The organism is Streptomyces sp. NPDC001568 (assembly GCF_042893755.1).
Lineage (GTDB): Bacteria > Actinomycetota > Actinomycetes > Streptomycetales > Streptomycetaceae > Streptomyces.
On record NZ_JBIAVF010000040.1, the window covers coordinates 1 to 21,839 of the forward strand.

The 21,839-nt window shown below is 72.3% G+C and carries 12 protein-coding genes; 7 read left to right on the forward strand and 5 right to left on the reverse strand.

All coding sequences use genetic code 11. The features are described 5' to 3' along the window. The coding region (locus ACFY0I_RS39450; RefSeq protein WP_388904625.1) for a carboxyl transferase domain-containing protein at nt 1–180 on the reverse strand (180 nt) is incomplete at its 3' end. 471 nt (nt 181–651) lie between these two features. On the opposite strand from ACFY0I_RS39450, the gene ACFY0I_RS39455 reads away from it, so the two are divergent. The 4 genes from ACFY0I_RS39455 to ACFY0I_RS39470 all read left to right on the forward strand — a co-directional run bounded on the left by ACFY0I_RS39455 (nt 652) and on the right by ACFY0I_RS39470 (nt 7,056). After that, nucleotides 652–3,564 carry a LuxR C-terminal-related transcriptional regulator gene (locus ACFY0I_RS39455; protein WP_388904626.1) on the forward strand — a complete coding sequence of 971 codons (2,913 nt, stop codon included), beginning with the start codon at nt 652–654 and terminating at the stop codon, nt 3,562–3,564. Further along, the gene (locus ACFY0I_RS39460; protein WP_388904628.1) at nt 3,545–4,462 is read left to right on the forward strand and encodes a metallophosphoesterase family protein; all 918 of its coding nucleotides are present in this window, start codon (nt 3,545–3,547) and stop codon (nt 4,460–4,462) included. The genes ACFY0I_RS39455 and ACFY0I_RS39460 overlap by 20 nt, the downstream gene beginning before the upstream one ends. After that, nucleotides 4,459–5,220, forward strand: coding sequence for a 4'-phosphopantetheinyl transferase (locus ACFY0I_RS39465; protein WP_388904629.1), 762 nt, complete (start codon nt 4,459–4,461; stop codon nt 5,218–5,220). Before ACFY0I_RS39460 ends, ACFY0I_RS39465 begins: the two co-directional genes overlap by 4 nt. Before the next feature lie 174 nt (nt 5,221–5,394). After that, nucleotides 5,395–7,056, forward strand: coding sequence for a flavin monoamine oxidase family protein (locus ACFY0I_RS39470; protein ID WP_388904631.1), 1,662 nt, complete (start codon nt 5,395–5,397; stop codon nt 7,054–7,056). 90 nt (nt 7,057–7,146) lie between these two features. Here the strand turns inward: ACFY0I_RS39470 and ACFY0I_RS39475 are convergent, their stop codons facing one another. The 3 genes from ACFY0I_RS39475 to ACFY0I_RS39485 form a co-directional block, all read right to left on the reverse strand. Next, the gene (locus tag ACFY0I_RS39475; protein ID WP_388904633.1) at nt 7,147–8,556 is read right to left on the reverse strand and encodes an AMP-binding protein; all 1,410 of its coding nucleotides are present in this window, start codon (nt 8,554–8,556) and stop codon (nt 7,147–7,149) included. Between the two features lie 151 nt (nt 8,557–8,707). Next, nucleotides 8,708–9,352: a thioesterase II family protein gene (locus ACFY0I_RS39480; RefSeq protein WP_388904634.1), complete on the reverse strand. Its 645-nt coding sequence runs from the start codon at nt 9,350–9,352 to the stop codon at nt 8,708–8,710. Between the two features lie 80 nt (nt 9,353–9,432). After that, nucleotides 9,433–10,182: a sugar phosphate nucleotidyltransferase gene (locus ACFY0I_RS39485; RefSeq protein ID WP_388904635.1), complete on the reverse strand. Its 750-nt coding sequence runs from the start codon at nt 10,180–10,182 to the stop codon at nt 9,433–9,435. Between the two features lie 330 nt (nt 10,183–10,512). Here ACFY0I_RS39485 and ACFY0I_RS39490 point away from each other — a divergent pair, with 330 nt between their 5' ends. The 3 genes from ACFY0I_RS39490 to ACFY0I_RS39500 all read left to right on the forward strand — a co-directional run bounded on the left by ACFY0I_RS39490 (nt 10,513) and on the right by ACFY0I_RS39500 (nt 13,578). Beyond that, complete coding sequence (locus ACFY0I_RS39490) at nt 10,513–11,517, forward strand: ABC transporter ATP-binding protein (RefSeq protein WP_388904636.1); 1,005 nt, start codon at nt 10,513–10,515, stop codon at nt 11,515–11,517. Next, nucleotides 11,514–12,368 carry an ABC transporter permease gene (locus tag ACFY0I_RS39495; protein ID WP_388904637.1) on the forward strand — a complete coding sequence of 285 codons (855 nt, stop codon included), beginning with the start codon at nt 11,514–11,516 and terminating at the stop codon, nt 12,366–12,368. The genes ACFY0I_RS39490 and ACFY0I_RS39495 overlap by 4 nt, the downstream gene beginning before the upstream one ends. Nucleotides 12,369–12,636: 268 nt before the next feature. Further along, a complete protein-coding gene (locus ACFY0I_RS39500) occupies nt 12,637–13,578 on the forward strand; it encodes an ACP S-malonyltransferase (protein WP_388904638.1) in 942 nt (313 codons plus the stop codon). 105 nt (nt 13,579–13,683) lie between these two features. Here the strand turns inward: ACFY0I_RS39500 and ACFY0I_RS39505 are convergent. Beyond that, nucleotides 13,684–21,839 (reverse strand): SDR family NAD(P)-dependent oxidoreductase (locus tag ACFY0I_RS39505; RefSeq protein ID WP_388904639.1); only part of this gene is annotated, 8,156 nt, incomplete at its 5' end.

Here is a 21,839-nt window from a genome sequence, read left to right on the forward strand (position 1 = left end):
CCGACGCAGCTGCTCGACCTCCTTGAAGGACCCCTCGTCGAGCAGGAGCGCGATGCGCTCCCGGGCCGTCAGCTTGCCCTTGGCGTGCTGCGCCTGCGTCGCGCGATCGCTCGGCCCGCGCCGCGCCTGCTCGCGCAGGTCGCGCAACTCGGCCACTTTCCCGGTGAGGTTCGTCGTCATGTGCCCTCTCGACCCCGGCCCCGCGAGGCGGGCGGCTCGTCTCTTCCGACGGGCCGCCAAAGGCCCGCGCCCCACCATTAAACGAGCGGGAACCGTGGCTCCTCCACCGTCTCCGACCCCTATTCTGCGCGCGCCGACCCCTAGAGCCGTAAAGGTTGAGCAATGAGCATTTGAGGTTTCCTTGAGGTTCCTGATACCGACACGAGGTTTTTCGCCGATTCACCTGAACCAACGGCTCCTTGGCCGCGTGTCATTCAAAACGGAGTCCGCTGGAAGGCCGGTCGAGTGTTGCTAGAGTTTGATCGGACCTGCCGAACGGGAAGAACCGGCCTGCCGTTTGACCAACGGCGAGCGCAGAATTCCACGCGCTCCCCGGGCACCGCTTCCCCGTGCGGGACTCCAAGGAATAGCCATGTCTTGCCACAGGACCGAGATGTGTCGCTCCGAATCTCAGGGGAGGCTTCTACAGCCATGCTGGTCGAGCGGGATGAACAGATCGCCAAGCTGACCGCCTGGGTGACCGGCGCCGCCCGGGCCCACACCGCCGCTCACGGCGCCGGCAGGCCGGCCGCGCGCCGGGCCGCCCCCGACGACCCCTCCAGACCCTGCCGGATCGCCGTCATCAGCGGTCCGGTCGCCTCCGGCAAGACGGCACTGCTCCATCGCGTGCTGGAACCCACGGCCGATTCGGGCATCCGCCTCCTCAGCGCCGTCACCTCCGTCTCCGAACGACACATACCCTTCGGCGTGGTGGAGGAGCTGCTGCGGGACACCCGCGAAGCGACCGGCCCCCTCGCCCTCCACGGGCCGGTCGGCGCCGAGGAGCTCGTCCCCGCGCAGACCCTCATGGCGGTCCACGCCCGCCTCGCCGGTCTCGCGGCCCACGGCCCCGTGCTGATCGCCGTCGACGACGTGCAGTACGCCGACCCGCAGTCGTTGCAGTGCCTCCTGTACGCCCTGGGTCGGGCGCGCGCCACGGCCGGGAACCTCGCGCTGGTCGTGACGTGCGGTCCCGACGCGGGAACGACCGCCTCCCCCGTCCTGGACGAACTGCTCCGCCACGTCGAGGGCCTGCACCTGCGGCTCGGGCCGCTCACCGGTCGCGGTGTGGAAGCCCTCCTCGTCCAACGGACCGGGGAAGCCGCCCCCGCGGGCGACGCCCCGACCGGATCGTCGCCCACCGCGCGCCTGGCCCTCTCCCTGCACAAGGCCACCGGCGGAAACCCGCTGCTGGTCCACAGCCTCCTGGACGACCGCGCCCACCGGCAGCGCGCCGCGGAACCGACCGAGGGGGCGTTCCCCGCCGGTGAGCAGTTCCTGCAGAACGCGCTGATCTGTGTTCACCGGACCGGCGCCGAAGGTCTTCGGGTCGCCCGGGGCATCGCCCTGCTGGGCAGCTCGACCGCGCGGCCGCTGCTGGCCCGGCTGGTGGAGACCGACGAGCGGACGGTGGAGCAGGTGGTGGCCGCCCTCGGCGACGCGGGCATCCTGCAGGGCGAGCGGTTCCGGCACGGCGCGGTGCGCACGGCCGTACGGGAGAGCCTGGCCGACGACGCCCTCGTCCTGCTGCGCCGGCGCGCGGCGGGGCTGCTGTACGAGGCCGGGGCGGCCCCGATGGCCGTCGCCGCGCACCTGCTGGGCAACGGTCCGGCCGTCCCCGACGAGGAGTGGGTGCCGGGGGTGCTGAGCGCCGCCGCGCACACGGCACTGGCCGCCCAGCGGGTCGAGTTCGCGGTGAGTTGCCTGCGGCTGGCGGAGGAGTGCTCGCGCGACGAGCGGGAACGGCTGCGGCTGAGGGCCAGCACGGCCAAGTTCATCTGGCGGGTCAACCCGTCCGCCTGGGCGCAGGAACTCCAGCCGTTGAACGCCGCGTTGCGGGAGGGAACGCTGCCCGTCACCGATTCACTGCGGCTCGTCGGCGACCTGTTGTGGAACGGCTGGATCGATGACGCCTCGATCGCCATCGAGCACGCCCTCGACGGCATGCCGAAGCCCTCGGACCCTCGCCTGACCCGTCAACTGCGCAATGTTCGGGTCATGTTGGCCTCCACATACCCCACGCTGCTGGACCGGCTGGATCGTGCGCTCGGCCCGGCCGGCCCGGCGCCGGCGGAGTCCCCCGAGGACTGGGCGATGACCGGGATCCGGGTCCTGCAGGGCGTCCTGGGCGCCGGAACCGGACCGGGCCACCGCGAGCGGGCCGCCGTGGACGAGCGGCACAGCGAGACCGCCGAACGCATCCTGGCCGGCACCCGGCTCACCGAGGACAGCCACGTCACGATACGGGCGTGCCTGTTGACGCTGCTGTACTCGGAGCGGCTGGGCGAGGCGATCCTGTGGACGGACCGCCTGCTCGACGAGGCCTCCGAACACGACGCCCCCGGCTGGACGGCCGTCATGCAGGCGATGCGCGCCCACATGGCGCTGCGCCGCGGCGAGCCGGACCTGGCGCGCCGGCTGGCGGCGGAGTCGATGCAGCAGCTCACTCCGCAGGGGTGGGGCGTGGGCATCGGCATGCCGCTGTCCGCCCTCATCGAGGCACGGACCGCCCTGGGCGACCACGAGGCGGCGGCGGCCCTCGTCGACAACCACCCGGTACCGGAACAGATGCTCCTGACCAGGTACGGGCTGCACTACCTCTACGCGCGTGGAGGTCACCGGCTCGCCACCGGCCGGCATCACGCCGCGCTGACCGACTTCATGGCCTGCGGACGGCTGATGCGCGAGTGGGACATGGACCGGGAGGGGCTCGCGCCCTGGCGGGTCGGGATGGCGGAGGCCTCGCTGGCCCTCGGCAACCGTGACCAGGCGGAACAGTTCGCCCGGGAGCAGCTCGCCCGGGAAGCCGGACCGCGGGTGCGCGGCATGGCGCTGCGCGTCCTGGCCGCCGCCCGGCCGCCGGCCGACCGGCCCGTGCTGCTGGAACGGGCCGTGACGCTGCTCCAGGAGGAGGGCGATGCCCACGCGCTGGCCCGGACGCTGACCGACCTGGGAACGGCGTACGAGCAGCTCGGCGACGCGGCCCAGGGACGCAGTTGCACCCGCCGGGCGGGGCGGATCGCCGAGGTCCGCGGCGCGCGGGAGAACACGCACCGCGCCCAGCCCGGGCAGTCCGTACTGAGCGTGCCGGCGCGGCCGGCGCCCGCGGTGCTGCCGAGCCCCGTACGGACGCGGCCGAGCGCGACGGCCCCCTTGACGGACGCCGAGCGGCGGGTGGCCGCGCTGGCCGCTCACGGGTACACGAACCGTGAGATCGGGGCGAAGCTCTTCATCACCGTCAGCACCGTGGAACAGCACCTCACCCGCGTCTACCGCAAGATCAACATCACGCGCCGCCAAGACCTGCCGGTCAGTTGGGACATCGATGTCGCACACACTGCCTGATCCCGCCGACGCGGCCGGTGGGCCGGGCGGACCCGCGTCCCCCGGCACGCCCGGTCCCCGGTTGCTCGCGGTGAGCGACCTGCACATCGGGATGGCCGACAACCGGCCCATCACCGAATCCCTGCGGCCCACCCACCCGGACGACTGGCTGATCGTCGCCGGTGACGTCGGCGAACTGACCGAGGACATCGAGTGGGCGCTGCGCCTGCTGTCCGAACGCTTCGCCAAGGTGGTGTGGGCGCCAGGCAACCACGAACTGTGGACCCCGCGCGAGGACCCGGTCCAGGCGCGCGGCGAACAGCGCTACCGGCACCTGGTCGACATGTGCCGCGAGCTGGGCGTCGTCACGCCCGAGGACCCGTGGCCGGTGTGGGAGGGGCCCGGCGGTCCGGTCGCGGTCGCCCCGCTGTTCCTGCTGTACGACTACACCTTCCGGGTCGCGGGGACCAGGACCAAGGAGGAGTCCCTGGCCCGGGCGCACGAGGCGGGCGTCGTCTGCACGGACGAGTACCTCCTGCACTCCGACCCGTACCCGACGCGCGACGACTGGTGCCGGGCCCGGGTCGCGCACACCCGGCGCCGGCTCGAGGCCCACGACCCGGCGGTGCCGCTGGTCCTGGTCAACCACTACCCGCTGGTGCGCGAACCCACGGACGTCCTGTGGCACCCGGAATTCGCCCAGTGGTGCGGCACCGTGCTCACCGCCGACTGGCACCGCAGGTTCCGCACGGCCGCCGTCGTCTACGGACACCTGCACATCCCCCGCACCACCTGGTACGACGGGGTGCGCTTCGAGGAGGTGTCCATCGGCTACCCGCGCGAGTGGCGCCGCCGGGGCCACCCCCGGGGTCTGCTGCGGCAGATCCTCCCCCACACCGCCGGAGAGGACGGAACGTGATCGAGACCCTGCTGCCCGAAGGGGTTCGCGCGAGCGAGTCGTTCGGGCCGGACGGCGCCGCCGTGCTCCACCCCGAGGAGGCCGTCCTGGTGGCCGGCGCGACGCAGGAGCGGCGCGAGGAGTTCACCACCGTACGGGGCTGCGCCCGCCGCGCGCTGGCCGCCCTCGGGCTGCCCCCGACACCGGTGCTGCCCGGCAGGCGCAACGTGCCGCAGTGGCCGGCGGGGGTGGTGGGCAGCATGACGCACTGCGCCGGCTACCGGGCCGCCGTCCTCGCCCGGGACACCGACCTGATGGCGGTCGGCATCGACGCCGAACCCGACCGGCCGTTGCCCCGCGGGGTTCTGGAGTCGATCGCCCTGCCCCAGGAACTCGCCTGGGCGCGCGCCACCGGAGCGGGGCGGTACTGCCGCGACCGGCTCCTGTTCAGCGCCAAGGAGGCCGTGTACAAGACCTGGTACCCGCTGGTGGGCACCGAGCTGGACTTCGAGGACGCCGCCCTCTCCTTCCGTACCGACACCGGCGAGGACACCCCCGGAGGCCTGCTGAGCGGCACGTTCCGGGCCCGCGTCCTGCGGCCGGGCAGCGACCCCGGCGGCCGGCCGGTGAACACGTTCACCGGTCGCTGGCTCGCTCACCACGGCCTGGTGGTGACGGCGATCGCCGTCCCCGCCCACCGGGGCACGGCCACCGGGGGCACCACCGGGCACGACACCCCGTACGGCGCCACCGGTACGGCCGGGCACCCGGGTCGGTAGGGGTTGTCCGGTTCGGGGGCCGCTGCGTAGCGTGCGAGGACCGGACCGACCGCGCACGGCGTACGGCGCGTGGATCCCTCCCGCCGAGCCGGCCCCGTGCCGCGTCCCCGGCTGCGCCGGCTCGTGCCCGGTTCCCCTGGAAGCGATGTCGCACCGGCCCGAGAGGTACTCCAGATGACATCAGCAAGCCCGGCTCCCACCACCATGCTCGTGCCGGACTTCCCGTTCTCCTACGACGGCTGGCTGGGCCACCCTGCGGGCCTGGGCTCCCTGCCGCCCGGCCGCGCCGGAACGCCCGTCGCCGTGGTGGGCGGCGGGATGGCCGGGCTGACCGCCGGCTACGAACTGATGCGGCTGGGCCTGCGCCCGGTCGTGTACGAAGTGGACCAGCTCGGCGGTCGGATGCGGTCGGTCCCCTTCCCCGGGCAGCCCGATTGCGTGGCGGAGATGGGCGCGATGCGCTTCCCGCGATCGGCCCGCGCGCTGTTCCACTACATCGACCTGCTGGACCTGCGCACCAGCCCGTTCCCCAACCCGCTGGCGCCGCACACCCCGAGCACCCTGATCGACCTGGGCGGCGTACGCCACACCGTGCGCGGCGCGGAGCAACTCCCCGACATCTACCAGGAGGTGGCCACGGCCTGGGAGAAGTCCCTCCAGGAGCGGGCCGAGCTGGCCACGATGCGCGACGCCGTGCGACGGCGCGACGTGGAGACCCTCAAGCACGTCTGGGGCCGACTGGTGCGGGAGTTCGACGACCAGTCCTTCCACGGCTTCCTCGCGACGAGTTCGGCGTTCCGCTCGTTCCGGCACCGGGAGATATTCGGCCAGGTCGGCTTCGGCACCGGCGGCTGGGACACCGATTTCCCCAACTCGCTGCTGGAGATCCTGCGCGTGGTCTACACGGAGGCCGACGACCACCAGATGGCCGTCCTCGGTGGCTCCCAGCAGGTTCCCCGCGGGCTGTGGGAACACCGTCCCGAGCGGTGCGCGCACTGGCCGGCGGGCACCTCGCTGGCCTCCCTGCACGGCGGGACCGCCCGGCCCGGGGTGCGTGCCGTGGAGCGCGACGGCACGGAGTTCTCCGTCACCGACACCGAGGGCCGGCGGGACCGGTTCCCGGCGGTCGTGTACACCCCGCACGTGTGGACGCTGCTGAACCGGGTGGAGGCCGATCCGGCGCTGCTGAGCGCGCCGCTGTGGACCGCGGTGGAGCGAACCCACTACATGGGCTCGTCCAAGCTGTTCGTCCTCACCGACCGGCCGTTCTGGAAGGACGTGGATCCGGGCACCGGCCTGCCGGTGATGAGCATGACGCTCACCGACCGGATGCCGCGCGGCGTGTACCTCTTCGACGACGGCCCGGACCGGCCGGGCGTGATGTGCCTGTCGTACACCTGGAACGACGACTCGCTGAAGATGGCGACGCTGAGCCCGCAGCAGCGACTCGACGCCCTGTTGGGGCAACTCGCTGCGATCTATCCGGGGTTGGACATCCGCTCGCACGTGAGGGGTGAGCCGCTCACCGTCACCTGGGAGACCGAGCCGCACTTCATGGGCGCCTTCAAGGCGAACCTGCCGGGCCACTACCGGTATCAGCGGCGGCTGTTCACGCAGTTCATGCAGCGCGGGCTGCCTGCCCGGGACCGCGGCTTCTTCCTGTGCGGCGACGACGTGTCGTGGACCGGCGGGTTCGCGGAGGGCGCCGTGACCACGGCGCTGAACGCGGTGTGGGGCGTGGTGGACCACCTGGGTGGCTCGACGCACCCGGACAACCCCGGTCCCGGCGACCTCTTCGACGCGCTGGCTCCCGTCGAACTCCCCTACGACGACTGACCCGGCGGTCCTCGCCGCACGCGGACCCGGGTAGGGACGAAGGCGCCCCCGCGCGAACGCGGGGGCGCCTTCACCGGGGCGCCGGGGTCCTCACGCCTCGGCGGCGAGCACGGCGAGCGCCTTCTTGTCGGGCTTGCCGTTGCGGTTCAGCGGGAACCTCTCCAACACCACGACCTTGTTGGGCTGTTCGTAGGTCGGCAGCAGGCCGCACAGTCGTTCGCGCCAGTGGGCGGCGTCGCGCATCTCCTCGTCCTCGACGAAGAACACCAGCTGGGAGCCGCGCAGTTCGTCGGGCAGGGGCACGATGCGGGTGGGGCACCCCTCGGCGGACACCTTCCGCTCGATGAGTTCGGGGTAGAGGGTGTAACCCATGCGGTGGACGGCGAACTTGCGGCCCAGGACGTGCAGGTTGCCGCCGGCGTCGAGGTGACCGAGGTCCCCGGTGGCCTGCCAGCCGGTCGCGTGCGCCGGCACGATGGTGCCGTCCTCGGACACCTGCCCTTCGAGGGCGTCGGGGGTGTCGACCTCGATCTCCCCCGTCTCCCCCGCGGCCAGCTCGCGGCGGTCCTCGTCGACGATCCGGAGCCTGATGCCCTCCATGGCCCGGCCGCAGGCGACGGGGTTGTCGAGGGTGGCGAAGGAGATGTTGCCCAGTTCCGTGGAGCCGTAGCTGTCGAGCAGCGGCAGTCCGAACTCGGTGCGGTACTGCTCGACCAGCGGGGCGTCGAGGGGGGCGGCGCCGACGCAGAACATGCGGACGTCGGCCACGTGGCGGCGCAGCGAGGCCTTGCGGGTGACGAGGCTGAGGATGCTGCGGTAGCTGGAGGGGGTCGCGTCGATGATCGTCACCCCGGCGTCGCGGCCCATGCGCAGGGCGCGGTCGAGACGGCGGTAGGGGGCGATCACCAGGGAGCAGCGGGTGAGCCAGGCGATGAGCACCATCGACAGGCCGTACTGGTGGGCGAACGGCAGCAGCGGCATCAGTACGTCGTCGGCGCGGTGGCCGATCTGGTCGGCGTTGCGCCGCAGGTTGCGCAGGAACGAGGCGCCGGACTTCACGACGCCCTTGGGCGATCCGGTGGATCCGGACGTCCACATGATGAGGCCGTCGGGCAGCTCGCCCCAGGCGTCGAAGGAGAGGGCGGGTTCGGTGGGTTGGTGGTCGGCGACGGCGACCATCAGTTCGTAGAGGTGGACGGGGTCGGCGTCCGGGTAGATGGGGGTGTCGTCGTCGACGAAGGTGACCTTCACACCGGTTCGTACGGCGATGCGGCGGGTCTCCTCCTGGTGCTCCTGCTGGTCGACGAGGACGATCGAGGCGCCGACGTGCATGAGCGCGTACAGGACGCACACGTAGCTCGCCGAGTTGCCGGCCTTGAGCATGACCCGGTCGCCGAGGCCGACACCCCGTTCGCGGATCGCCCCGGCCACCCGGAGGGCGTCCTGTTCGAACTCGTCGATGGTCCGTACCGAGTCGGCTGCACATATCTTCGCGGTCATCGGTCGCACAATGTCCTTCCTCTGGGCCGTTCCACGACCGGGCGGCGTGCGGTCCGCCGGGCCGGGGGACGGGCCCGTTCAGGGGGTGGATCGCGGGGTTCGCGAGCTTCACCAGGGATGGGAATCAGGTCGCTCACGCCGCGGACACGGGTCAATCCGGGTCCGCTTCGCCGAGCGAGATCAGCTGGTCGTGCACGATGTTGACCACCTCCCTGCGGTACGTCCTGAGGTATCCCTGGGCTCCGGGAAAGACCTCCAGGTCGAACCCGCCGGAGGTGCTGCGCCGCCACGATCCGACGGCGGCGGGTGTGGCGCGCGGATCGTGACGGGCCGCCAGGGCGACGACACGACAGTCGAGTTGGGGTGGCCCGAGGCTGCCGCGGTGGCCGGGCGCGGTCCGTCCGGAGACGAACAGGGTCAGGGGCGCCGTGTACGTCTCCCGTTCGAGCCGACAGCCGACGGCGTAGGCCAGTTCGGCTCCCAGCCGGTGTCCGAACAGGGCGAACGGGCGGTCGGCCCAGCCCCGTACGGCTTCGAAGACCTTGTCGGCGAGTACGGAACCCGCCTCCGGGTCGAGGTCCTCCTCGGAGATCGAGGAGGGGTACTGGACGATGAGCAGTTCCACGGTGGGCAGGAGTAACTCGGCCATCGCCAGGTAGCAGAGCGGCGAGTTCCGTGAGCTCGGGAAGCAGATCATCCGGTAGCTGCTGTGGGCGGCGGGCTGCCGGATCTGGATCAGGCTGACCTCGTCGGGGGTGGTCTCCCCGGCGGGGGGCCGGCTGTGCTCATGGGTCATGCTCCCTGAAACTCCGCATCGGGTGGTGCCTGACGACTCGTGGTCGGGCGTACGATCGGCGCCTCCCGTGCGGAGGGCCTTCATGAACGGGTCTGCGGCCTGCCGTGATCGACGGCGGTGTCGGTGACCGTGACAGTGGCCTTGGCGGTGGGCGGGGCGGTGACCGTGGCGGCGGTCGGGATGGTGTCCGCGGCGGCGGTCGGGATGGTGTCCGCGGCGGCGGGTGTGGGCGTCGCCCCGGCGGGGCTCGCGCCGGTGACGACCTCCAGGCCCTGGTCGGCCAGTCGGCGCAGGACGTCGGTGAACCCGGCCCCACCGGCCCCGGACATTCCGGGTTCACCGGCTTCGTCGTCGTCGGCGGGTGCCGTTTCTTCGACGGCCCGGTGCACCGCGTCCGTGAAGAAGTACACCCCCGGGTGGCCCGGAACCGCTTGCGCCGCCGGGCGGTCGGTGCGGAACCGCTCCAACTGTTCGCCGATCCCGCCCGGGACGAAGGTGTCGCCCGGGTAGGTCACGAAGTCGTCCTCGCCCAGCCAGTCCCGCGCGCAGCGCAGGGACTGGGCCGGGTCCGGTGATCGGCGCCTGGGCAGGTAGGTGACGCTGACGCCGAAGCGGGTGCCGTCGCCGACGGCCGCCCGTACCTCGTCGGCGCCTTCGCCGAGGACGATGCCGACGTCGAGGATGCCCGTTTCGGCGATGCCTTCGAGGATGTCGACGAGGACGGGCCTACCGGCGGCAGGGGTGGCCGGCCCGGCCGCGGGCGAGGTGGTGGCGGAGGACCGGGGGCGCGGGCGAGTGCCGGATCCCCCCGACAGGACGAGTGCTTTCACGGGGTCTCCTCGCGGAAATGGTGGAGCGATCGGAGAGGATCCGGCGCGGTCACGCGGTAACGCTGCGAGGATATTTCCCGGCGGCAATATTCGATCACCCCTATTCCCCCCTAACCGTTTCCCCATTCCCCCTAGGCCTGTTCAAGCCCCGAGTCTCCCGGGGACCCCGCATGCTAGACAGGAAGTCATCACTTCCGTGTCCTATTCAGTCGGCGCCCGACGCGCGTCCGGTCACGCGATATCCTCCCCGCGGACCTCGGCCGCCGTCGTCGCGTCCCACTCGATTCGCAGGCATAAATGAAACCTGAACGATCCGTGGAATCCACTGTCGTGGTCGACGGACTTGTCAAGAAGTACCGGGACCGTGACCGGCCGGCGGTGGACGACCTGAGCTTCTCGGTCCGCCGGGGTGAGGTCTTCGGGTTCCTCGGCCCCAACGGAGCCGGCAAGACGACGACCATCGGCATCCTCACCACCCGCGTGGCCCCCACGGCCGGGCGGGCGTTCGTGCAGGGTGTCGACGTGGTGGCCCATCCCGCCCAGGCCCGCCGGGCCTTCGCCGTCGTGCCGCAGCGCAACAACCTCGACCAGTCGCTCACCCTGCGCCAGAACCTGACCTTCCACGCCGGCTACCACGGCATGCGTCGGGCGGACCGGCGCCGGCTCGCCGACGAGTGCCTGGACTGGGTGGGGCTCGCCGACCGCGGCAAGGACCGCGGTGACCAGCTCTCCGGCGGACAGGCCCAGCGCGTGATGATCGCCCGGGCCCTCATGCACCGCCCCGACGTGCTGTTCCTCGACGAGCCCGCCAACGGACTCGACCCGCAGGCCCGCCTGTTCATCCACGAACGCGTCGCAGAACTGAGCGGGCGCGGTGTGACCACCGTGCTCACCACGCACGACATGGACGAGGCCGCCCGGCTGTGCGACCGCGTCGGCATCGTGGACCACGGGCGGCTGCTCGCCCTGGACACCCCGCAGGCGCTCATGGAGAACCTGAGCGGTACCGCCTGCACCCTCACGGTGCGACCGGCGGAGGGTGGCGGCGCCGAGGTCATCCGACTGCTGGAGAAGATCGAGGCGGTGACGCGGGTCGAGAACGTCGAGCCGCCCCGCGAGGACGCTCCGGCCGACGGCTCGGCGGACCACCGTCCGCCGGTCGACGCGGACGCGCCCGTACGGCTCCGGCTCTACAGCGACGCGCCGACCGGTGCGCTGCTCCCGGCCGCCATCACCACCCTGTCGGCGGCGAACTGCGACATCAAGGACATAAAAGTGGGCACCGCGACACTGGAGGACGTCTTCATCGCGCTGACCGGCCGGGAGCTGCGATGAGCACGACCACCGCACCCGCGCCCGATCCGGTCGCCGGCTTCCCGCGCGAGCTGCGGCCCGCGCCGACCGGCGTCCGCTCGGTGACCCGTACGTTCTTCTTCATCCTGTGGCGGGACGTGTTCGTCACCGGCCGCGAACTGGGCACGTTCCTCGCCCAGGTGCTCGTGGAACCGTTCTTCATCCTGTTCGTCTTCGGCAAGGTCCTCGGCGAACTCGGCTACACCGGCGGCAACTTCCAGCAGGTCCTGTTGCCGGGCGTGGTCGCGCTCAACGCCTTCCTGGTGAGCCTGCAGAACACGGCTCTCCCGCTGATCATCGACTTCTCCTGGAGCAAGGAGATCGAGGACCGCCTCCTGGCCCCGATCCCGATCACCCTGGTGGCCGTCGAGAAGCTGGTCTTCGGCATGCTGCGCGGCATCATCGCCTCGCTGCTGATGATTCCGATGGGCTTCCTGGTCCTCGACCACGCGTCCTGGCCCATGGAGAGCTTCCCGGCCACGCTGGGCGTCCTCCTGATGGGTGCGCTGGCCGGCAGCACGGTGGGCCTGACCATCGGCACGCTCGCTCCGGCGCGGCACATCAGCATCGTGTTCGCGGTGACGCTGACCCCGCTGATGTTCACCGGTTGCACGCAGTTCCCGTGGCACGGACTGGCGGACGTCCGCTGGTTCCAGGTGTTGTGCGCCTTCAACCCGCTGACTTACGTCAGCGAGGGGATCCGCGCGTTGCTGCTGCCGCCCGGGGGGCCCGGCTCGATCCCGTTGTGGGTGGACGTGTCGGCCCTGACCGCCGCGATCCTGATCTTCGGGGCGATCGGCATCAAGGGCTTCCACCGCAGGGCCCAGGACTGACCCCGCACCCTCCCCTCCGGCCTCGTGCCCGGACCGGCGCACTCGCGCCCGCCCGGGTACGAGGCCTTTTTCTCGATTCGCCCGATCTTCCCTGAAGCAAAGGTATTCACGGCTCATGACTCGTCCCGCTGCGATTCACGACGCGATTCACGACACGATTCCCGCCACCGCAACAACAGGTTCCGCCGGCGCGGAATCACCCACGGTCGAATCGACCGGCGTCGAATCGACAGGCCCCCGGACCGGGACCGCGATCGTTTTTCCCGGAATGGGTCCCGCGTCCTTCGCGGAGGTCGGCAAGTTCCTGATGCTCGACCCGTACGCACGGGTTCGGCTCGCGGAGGCCGACGAGGCACTCGGATATTCGGTGTTCGACCGTTTCCGGGACGCCGAGGAGGATTACTCGATCGATTTCCAGATCGCGTTCCTGGTGAACTCGATGGCGCTGGCGGACCGGGCCGTGGACGACCTCGGCGTCGCCCCCACCGTGTGCGCGGGGCCCAGCTTCGGACAGAAGGCCACCGCCGCGTTCGTCGGCTCGTTGTCCTTCACCGAGGTCGTCCGGCTGACCGCGGAACTGGCCCGCTGCGAGGAGGAGTACTTCGCCGACGCCTACGAGGACGTCGTCACGCACTGCTTCGTCCGCACCCCGCAGGACCGGTTGGACGAGATGCTCGCCGGGTTCGACGACCGGGGCGCCTGGTACGACTCCTCCGGCCGGCTCGACGCCGGTTTCCACATGCTGTCCGTGCGCGAGAAGGACCTCGACGCCTTGACGGCCGGCATCAGCGCGGCCGGCGGCTACTCCATGTACTCGATGCGCCCGCCGGTGCACGCCGCGGCGTTCTCCGCCCTGCGCCGCAAGGCCGAGGAGGAGGTCTTCGGCGCGTACGGGTTCGCCGACCCGTCCCTGCCCGTGGTCGTCGACCACGACGGCAGCGTCGTACGGGACGCCGCCGGGATGCGCACCATGATGCTGGACACCTTCGACCGGCCGATCCACTGGCCGGTCATGGTGGAGTCGCTGAAGGGCCTCGGGGTGGGCACCCTGTACGTGACCGGCCCGGACAACCTGTTCCACCGGCTGGACGTCACCAAGGACAACTTCGAGGTCGTCGCCATGGGCCTGCCGAAGAAGCGGGCCCGGGAGCGCGAGCGGGCCGCCGCGCTCGACCGGTCCCGCGCGGCGCGCGTCCGCCGCGGCGCCTGAGCCACCGGACCACGGACGGGGAAGGGCCCCACCCCCTCGGGGGTGGGGCCCTTCCCCGCTGTCGACCACCTTGCTACCGGGCCCGGTTCGGCGGGCCCGGCGCACTCAGCGCGTCCCGTCCAGCCACGCCTCGACGACTCCCGCCGTCGCCTGCGCGTGCTGCTCCATCATGGTGAAGTGGTTGCCGGGAGCGTCCACGACGGTGTGCTCCAGGTCCCAGTAGGAACGCCAGTCGCCGTCCGTGGCACGGTTCCAGTCGAAGAACTGCTCCTGCGCCCGGACCAGCAGCGTGGGCGATTTCACCGCCTCCGGCTTCCAGCCTCCGAAGAGCCGGAAGTAGGCGCCCATCGCGAGCAGCCGACTGTCGTCGACGGGGACGTAGCTGCCCTGTCGCTCGTCGACGCCCTCCGACAGCCCCGGCTGGATACCGAGGATGGCGTCGTCGTCGTGCGAGTAGATGTCGACCAGGACCACGGCCTCGGGGAAGACCCCGGCGGCCTCCAGCCGGCCGGCCACCGCGTGGGCGAGCATGCCGCCCGAGGAGTGTCCGAGGAGCACGAACGGCGAACCGTCGGTGTGCTTCAGTACGGCCTCGGCCTGCGCTTCGATGACCGCGCCGACGGTCGAAGGCAGTTGCTCGCCGCGCAGGAAGCCGGGGGCCGCCATGGCGTGCACGTCCCGCCGACCGCGGAAGCCGGACGCGAACCGGGCGTACTGGTGCGGACCGGAGATCGACAGGATCGACGAGAAGCAGACCAGTCCGGGTCCGTCGTCACCCCGGGCGAGCCGCACGAGGGCGGGCGCCTTGCGCAGTTCGGCGGCCGAGGCGAACGACGGCCGGAACCGTGACGCCTGCATGAGCAGTTCCATGAACGGACCGGACTCACCCTGCGTTCCGGCTTCCTGGAGCATCGCGCCGAACATGCCGGCGCCCGCCTCCTCCCCGTCCTGCCCGCCCTGCCCCGCCGTACCGGCCCTTCCGGTCGCGGCGCCCGGGCCCGCGGCGAGTTCGCCGCGCAGCAGCTGGGCGACGAGCAGCGGCGTCGGGTGGTCGAAGAGCAGGGTGGCGGGCAGTCGCAGGCCCGTCGCGGCGTTCAGCTGGTTGCGCAGTTCGACGGCGGTCAGCGAGTCCAGGCCGAGTTCCAGGAACCCCTGGGACTCCCCCACCGCGTCGGGCGAGGGGTAGGCGAGGACCGCGGCGGCCTGGGCCCGCACCACGTCGAGCAGCACCCGCTCCTGCTCCTCCTGCGACAGCGCCGACAGACCCGCGAGGCGCTGTGCGGCGGCGGACGCCGCGGCGGAGCCCGCGCCGTTGCCGGCGGCCTTGCGCAGTCCGCCGCGCACCATCCCCCTGAAGACGGCCGGGAGGGCTCCCGCGTCGGCCTGGGCCCGCAGCGGGCCGGTGTCCAGCCGGATCGCGACGAAGACACTGCCGCCGGTCAGCGCGCACGCCGTGTCGAACAGGGCCAGGCCCTCCTGCGAGGACAGCGGGGCCAGGCCGGCACGCGCCATGCGCTGGACGTCGGCGTCCGTGAGCTCGCCGGTCATCTCACTGCGCTGCTCCCACAGTCCCCAGGCCAGCGACACGGCGGGCAGCCCCGCCGCACGCCTGCTGCGCGCCAGCCCGTCGAGGAAGGCGTTGGCCGCCGCGTAGTTGGCCTGTCCCGGGCTGCCGAGGGTGCCGGCCGCCGAGGAGAACAGGACGAACGCGGCGAGGTCCAGGTCCCGGGTCAGCTCGTGCAGGTGGAGGGCCGCGTCGACCTTCGGGCGCAGGACCGAGTCGATCCGCTCCGCGGTCAGCGACGGTACGAGTCCGTCGTCGAGGTGGCCCGCCGTGTGGATGACGGCGGTGAGCGGGTGTTCGGCGGGGATGCCGGCCAGCAGCTCGGTCAGCGCCCCGCGGTCGGCCGCGTCGCAGGCGACGACGGCCGCCTCGGCGCCCAGCGCGGCGAGTTCCGCGACCAGCTCCGCGGCGCCCGCCGCGGCGGGGCCGCGCCGGCTGGTCAGGAGCAGCCGGCGCACGCCCCGCCCGGTCACCAGGTGCCGGGCCAGCAGGCTGCCGAGTACGCCGGTGCCGCCGGTGATGAGGACGGTGCCGTCCGGATCCCACGCGGGGAGGTCCGTACGGTGCGCCATGTCCTCGGACTCCTCTGCCGGCTCGGTCCGGTCGACGGGGACCCGGGCCAGCCTCGCGGCGTGCAGGGCTCCCTCACGGACGGCGAGTTGGGGTTCGCCGCTCCCGACGGCGACCGCGAGCAGCGCGGCGAGCTCCGCCGGCACGGCGCCGTGGTCCTCGCCGGTGGTGTCCGCATCGAGATCGAGCAGCAGGAACCGGCCGGGGTTCTCCGACTGCGCGGACCGCAGCAGCCCCCACAGCGGCGCGTGCGCCAGGTCCGGCACGCCTTCACCGGGCCGCACCTCGACCGCTCCCCGGGTGATCAGCGCCAGCCGGGCCTCGGCGAACGCCTCGTCGGCCAGCCAGGTCTGTACGAGCTCCAGGGCGTCGCGGGTGGCCTGCCGGGCGGCCTCGGCCGTGTCCGGCGCGGACTGCGCACCGAACGCGGCGTACGTGACCAGCACCGTGTCCGGCGCCGGCTTGCCCGCGGCCACCACGCCGGAGAGGACGTCCAGGTCCCCATACGCGTCGGCGGTGATGCCGGCGGCCCGCAGGGTGGATTCCAGTCCGAGGGCGTCGTTCCCGACCAGCGCCCAACGCCCTTCGGCGGAAGCCGGGTTGCCCGTGAGTACGGGCCACTCCAGCTGGAAGAGCGACTCGTGGAACGCGGGCCGGTTCGACCGCAGTCGGGCCGGGTCGAGCGTCCTCAGCAGCAGCGACTCCACCGACACGACCGGCCGGCCGTCCCCGTCGAAGGCGGCGAGGGACACGGCTCCGGAGCCGGCGGGGGCCAGCCGCACGCGCAGCGCGTCCGCGCCCACGGCGTGCAGGCCGACGCCCGTGAAGGCGAACGGCACCCGCATGCGGGCTTCCCCGCCCGGCTCCTCGGGCTCGTCGGCGGTGAGGAAGGACCCCAGGGCGAGGCCGTGCAGCCCCGCGTCGAGGAGCGCCGGGTGCACGCCGAAGTGCGCGGCGTCCGCCTGCGGGCCTTCGGCCAGCGCGAGTTCGGCGAACAGTTCGTCGCCGCGCCGCCACGCGGTCCGCAGGTTGCGGAAGGCCGGCCCGTACGCGTACCCGCCGGCGGCGAACAACTCGTACAGGTCACTCACCTCGAGCTCTTCGGCGCCTGCGGGAGGCCAGGCCTCCAGTGCGTCCGGAGCCTGCGGGGCGGTCCTGCCGTCCGCCGCACCGAGCACACCGGCGGCGTGCCGCGTCCACGGCTCGTCGAGGCCGCGAACGTCCTCCTCGTCCCGGGACTCCGGACGCGAGTGCACGTGCAGAGCCCGCCTGCCGTCCGCGTCGGGCGCGGCGACCGTGAGTCGGAGTTGGAGCGCCCCGTGCTCGGGGAGCACCAGCGGTGCTTCCAGGGTCAGTTCCTCCAGGAATGCGGAGCCGGCCCGCCGTGCGGCGTGCAGCGCGAGTTCCACGAAGGCGGTGCCGGGCAGCAGGACGGCGTCCGCGGCCCGGTGGTCGGCCAGCCAGGGGTGGGTACGGAGGGAAAGCCGCCCGGCGAACAGGAAGCCGTCCGAGTCGGGCAGTTCGACGGCCGCACCGAGCAGCGGGTGCTCGGCCGCGCCGAGTCCGGCGGAGGCGACGTCTCCGACGGCGGACACCGGCACGTCGATCCAGTAGCGGTCGCGCTGGAAGGCGTAGGTGGGCAGGTCCACGCGCCGGGCACCCGTACCGGCGAACACCGCGTCCCAGTCGACGGTCACACCACGGACGTACGCCTCACCGAGGGACAGCCAGAACCGCTCCAAACCACCCTCGTTGCGGCGCAGCGAGCCCAGGACCGCTGCTTCGCGGCCCGTGTCCTCCACGGTCTCCTGCATCCCGACGGTCAGCACGGGGTGAGGACTGGACTCGATGAACACACCGAAACCCTGATCCAGGAGCGTGCGGGTCACATCCTCCAGCTCGACGGTCTGCCGGAGGTTGCGGAACCAGTACCCGGCATCCAACTCCGGTCCGTTCACCCACTCCCCCGTGACCGTCGACAGGAACGGCACCCGCGCGGCCCCAGGAACGATCGGCGCGAGCAACTCGGCCAGCTCGTCCTTCAACAGATCGACCTGCGCCGAGTGCGACGCGTAATCCACCGCGATCCGCCTGGCACGAATGCCATCGGTCTCGCAGGCGGCCAGGAGTTCCTCCAGCGCCTCGACCTCACCCGACACCACCACCGAGGACGGGCCGTTGACAGCAGCGACAGAAACCCGCGCCTCACCCCACCGCGCGATCCGCTCACGAACCTCGACCGCCGACAGCGGCACGGAAACCATGCCACCCAGACCGGCCAGCACCCGACCGATCGCCTGACTGCGCAAAGCAACGACCCGGGCCGCATCCTCCAACGACAGGATCCCCGCCACACACGCGGCAGCGATCTCACCCTGCGAATGACCGATCACCGCACCCGGACGCACACCCGCCGCCCGCCACACCTCGGCGAGGGAGACCATGACCGAGAACAACGCCGGCTGGACCACGTCCACCCGCTCGAGGGAGGGCGCGCCGTCGACTGCGCGGAGCACGTCCACCAACGACCAGTCCGTGAACGGCTCCAACGCCTTCGCACACGCGTCGATCCGCTCCGCGAACACCGCGGACGAGTCCAACAGACCCGCCGCCATCCCCACCCACTGCGAACCCTGTCCGGGGAAGACGAACGCCGTCTTCCCGTTGCTCGCGGCGCCGCGGGCCACGCCCGTCGCCGCCGCCTCGTCCTTGACGGCGGTCAGACCGCGCAACAGCTCGCTCCGGTCACCGGCCACGACCACCGCGCGGTGGTCGAAGACGGCCCGGGTGGTGGCCAGGGAGCGGGCCACGTCGGCGGCCCTGAGGTCGTCCGCGCCGTCCAGGTGGTCCAGGAGTCGGGCTGCCTGGCCGAGGAGTGCGTCCGGCGACTTCGCGGAGAGCACGTACGGCAGTACGGAGGGAGCCCCGGGGGTGGTGACGGGTTCGGGGGTGTCCTCGTCCGGGGCCTGCTCGATGATGGTGTGCGCGTTGGTGCCGCTGATGCCGAACGACGACACGGCGGCTCGGCGCGGGCGGCCCGTCTCGGGCCAGGGGGTGGCCGATTCGAGGAGCGAGACCGCTCCCGCCGACCAGTCGACGTGCGGGGTGGGCTCGTCGACGTGCAGGGACTTCGGCAGGACACCGTGCCGTATCGCCTGGACCATCTTGATGATGCCCGCGACGCCGGCGGCGGCCTGCGTGTGACCCACGTTGGACTTGATGGAGCCGAGCCAGAGCGGCTGCTCGTCCGTGTGCTCCTGGCCGTACGTGGCCAGCAGCGCCTGGGCTTCGATCGGGTCGCCGAGGGTCGTGCCGGTGCCGTGCGCCTCGACGACGTCGACCTCGGCGGCGGACAGCCCCGCGTTGGCCAGGGCCTGCCGGATGACGCGCTGCTGGGACGGCCCGTTCGGGGCGGTGAGGCCGTTGGAGGCGCCGTCCTGGTTGACGGCGGATCCGCGGACGACCGCGAGCACGGGATGGCCCTTGGCCCGGGCGTCCGAGAGCCGCTCGACGAGCAGCATGCCGACGCCCTCGCCCCACGCCGTGCCGTCGGCCGCCGCCGCGAACGGCTTGCAGCGGCCGTCCGTCGCCAGTCCGCGCTGGACGCTGAAGGCGATGAACGTCCCCGGGGTGGCCATCACCGCGACGCCGCCCGCCAGCGCGAGGTCGCACTCGCCGCTGCGCAGTGCCTGGACGGCCAGGTGCAGCGTGACCAGGGAGGAGGAGCAGGCGGTGTCGACGGTGACGGCGGGACCTTCGAGGCCGAAGGTGTACGAGACGCGGCCCGAGGCGACGCTGCCCGAGCTGGAGGTCCCCATGTAGCCCTCCAGGCCCTCCGGGGCCCGGTGGAGAAGGGTGCCGTAGTCGTTGTACATCACACCGGCGAACACACCGGTTCGACTGCCGCGCATCGACGCCGGGTCGATACCGGCCCGCTCGAACGCCTCCCACGAGGTTTCCAGCAGCAGCCGCTGCTGCGGGTCCGTGGCGAGGGCCTCACGCGGCGAGATCCCGAAGAACGTCGGGTCGAAGTGGTGCGCGTCGTGCAGGAAACCACCGGTCGGACTGTAGTCGGCGCCCGGCCGGGTGGGGTCGAGCAGCCCCGAGAGGTCCCAGCCGCGGTCGTCGGGCATGTCGGAGATGGCGTCCCGGCCGTCCGCGACGAGTCCCCACAGTTCCTCGGGCGAGGTCACTCCGCCGGGGAACCGGCAGGCCATGGCGACGATGGCGATCGGCTCGTCGTCGTGCGCGGAGGCCGTGAGCGGAGCCACTGCGCTCTCCTGGCTGCCGAGGAGCTCGGCGTGCAGGTACTCCGCCAGGACGGTGGGCGTCGGGTAGTCGAAGACCAGGGTGGCGGGCAGACGTACGCCGGTCGCGGCGCCGAGGCGGTTGCGGAGTTCGACGGCGGTCAGCGAGTCGAAGCCGACCTCGTTGAACGACCGCGCCGGGTCGACCGCTTCGGGCCCGGCGAAACCGAGCACGGCAGCCACCTGGCCACGGACCAACTCCAGTACGGCGGCCGGCTGCTGGTCCTGCGGCAGCGAGGCGACCAGCCGGGCGAACGCACCACCGGCGGCCTTGCCACCCCGGGCCGCGCGGCGCGAGGGCGTGCGGACCAGCCCGGAGAGCAGCGGCGGGAGCAGGCCGCCGCCGGCCGCGGCGCGCAGGGCCGCCAGGTCGAGCTTGACCGGCACCAGCAGTGGCTGTCCGGAGGCGCATGCGGTGTCGAACAGTACGAGGCCTTCGGCGGCGGTGAGCGCGTTCACGCCACCGCGGCCGAGCCGGGAGACGTCCTCGGCATCGAGGGTGTCCCCCATGCCCCCGGATTCGGCCCACAGGCCCCAGGCCAGGGAGGTGGCCGGCCGGTCCTGGGCCCGGCGGTGGGCGGCCAGGGCGTCCAGGAAGGTGTTGGCCGCCGCGTAGTTGGCCTGACCCGCACCACCGAACACACCGGCCGCGGACGAGAACAGGACGAATGCGGACAGGTCCAGGCCGGACGTGAGCTCGTGCAGGTTCCACGCCGCGTCGACCTTCGGGCGGAGTACCGCCGACAACCGCTCGGCCGTCAGGGACCCGATGATGCCGTCGTCCAGGACACCGGCCGTATGGACGACCGCCGACAGCGGATGCTCCGCCGGGATCCCGTCCAGTACGGCCGCCAGAGCGGCACGATCGGCGACGTCGCAGGCGGCCCACGACACCTCGGCGCCCAGGGCGGCCAGCTCCGCCGACAGTTCGGACGCACCGTCGGCCGCCTCACCCCGACGGCTGACCAGCAGCAGGTTCCGTACGCCGTGCTCGGACACCAGGTGACGGGCGAACAACCCGCCCAGGGAGCCGCTTGCACCCGTCACCAGCACCGTGCCGTCGCCTGCACCCCACTCCGGAGCGGGAGCGTCGGCGGCAACCATCGCACGTACCAGCCTCGGGACCAGGAGACCGCCGTCGCGCACCGCGACCTCGGGCTCACCCGAGGCGAGGGCGGCGGCGAGAGCCGCCCGCACGTCACTGTCGGCTTCGACAGCGACGTCGATCAGCACGATGCGGCCCGGGTTCTCCGATTGCGCCGACCGCACCAGACCCCACACCGCCGCGTGGACGAGGTCGGCCGGGGCTTCGCCCGGGGCTGCGGGTACTGCCCCGCGGGTCAGGAACACCAGTCGCGAATCCGCGAACCGGTCGTCCGCGAGCCATTGCTGAAGGAGCGTCAGCACACGCCCGGTTTCGGCATGCACGGCACGGGGCGTGTCCTCTGTGGCCGGCTCGGCACAGGGCACGACCAGCGCCGCCGGGATGTCGACGAGATCCGCGAGTCCGTGCGTACCCGCCTCCAGCATCAGCCAGTTGTCAAAGGTGCCGGTCGCCGAGGGAGCTTCGGTCCACTCCACGTGGAACAGGGAGTCGCCGTGGCCGTCGGCGGGTCGGCCGAGTTGCTCGGGCGAGAAGGCGCGGAGGGCGAGACTGTGCACGGTCGCGACGGGAGCGCCCTCGGTGTCGGCGATCTCCAGTCGTACCGCGTCCCTACCCGCGCGGGAGAGTCGAACCCGGAGGGTGTCCGCTCCGCCGGCGTGGACGGAGACTCCGGACCAGGAGAACGGAAGCCTCGCCCGGCCGGTGTCCTCCACGA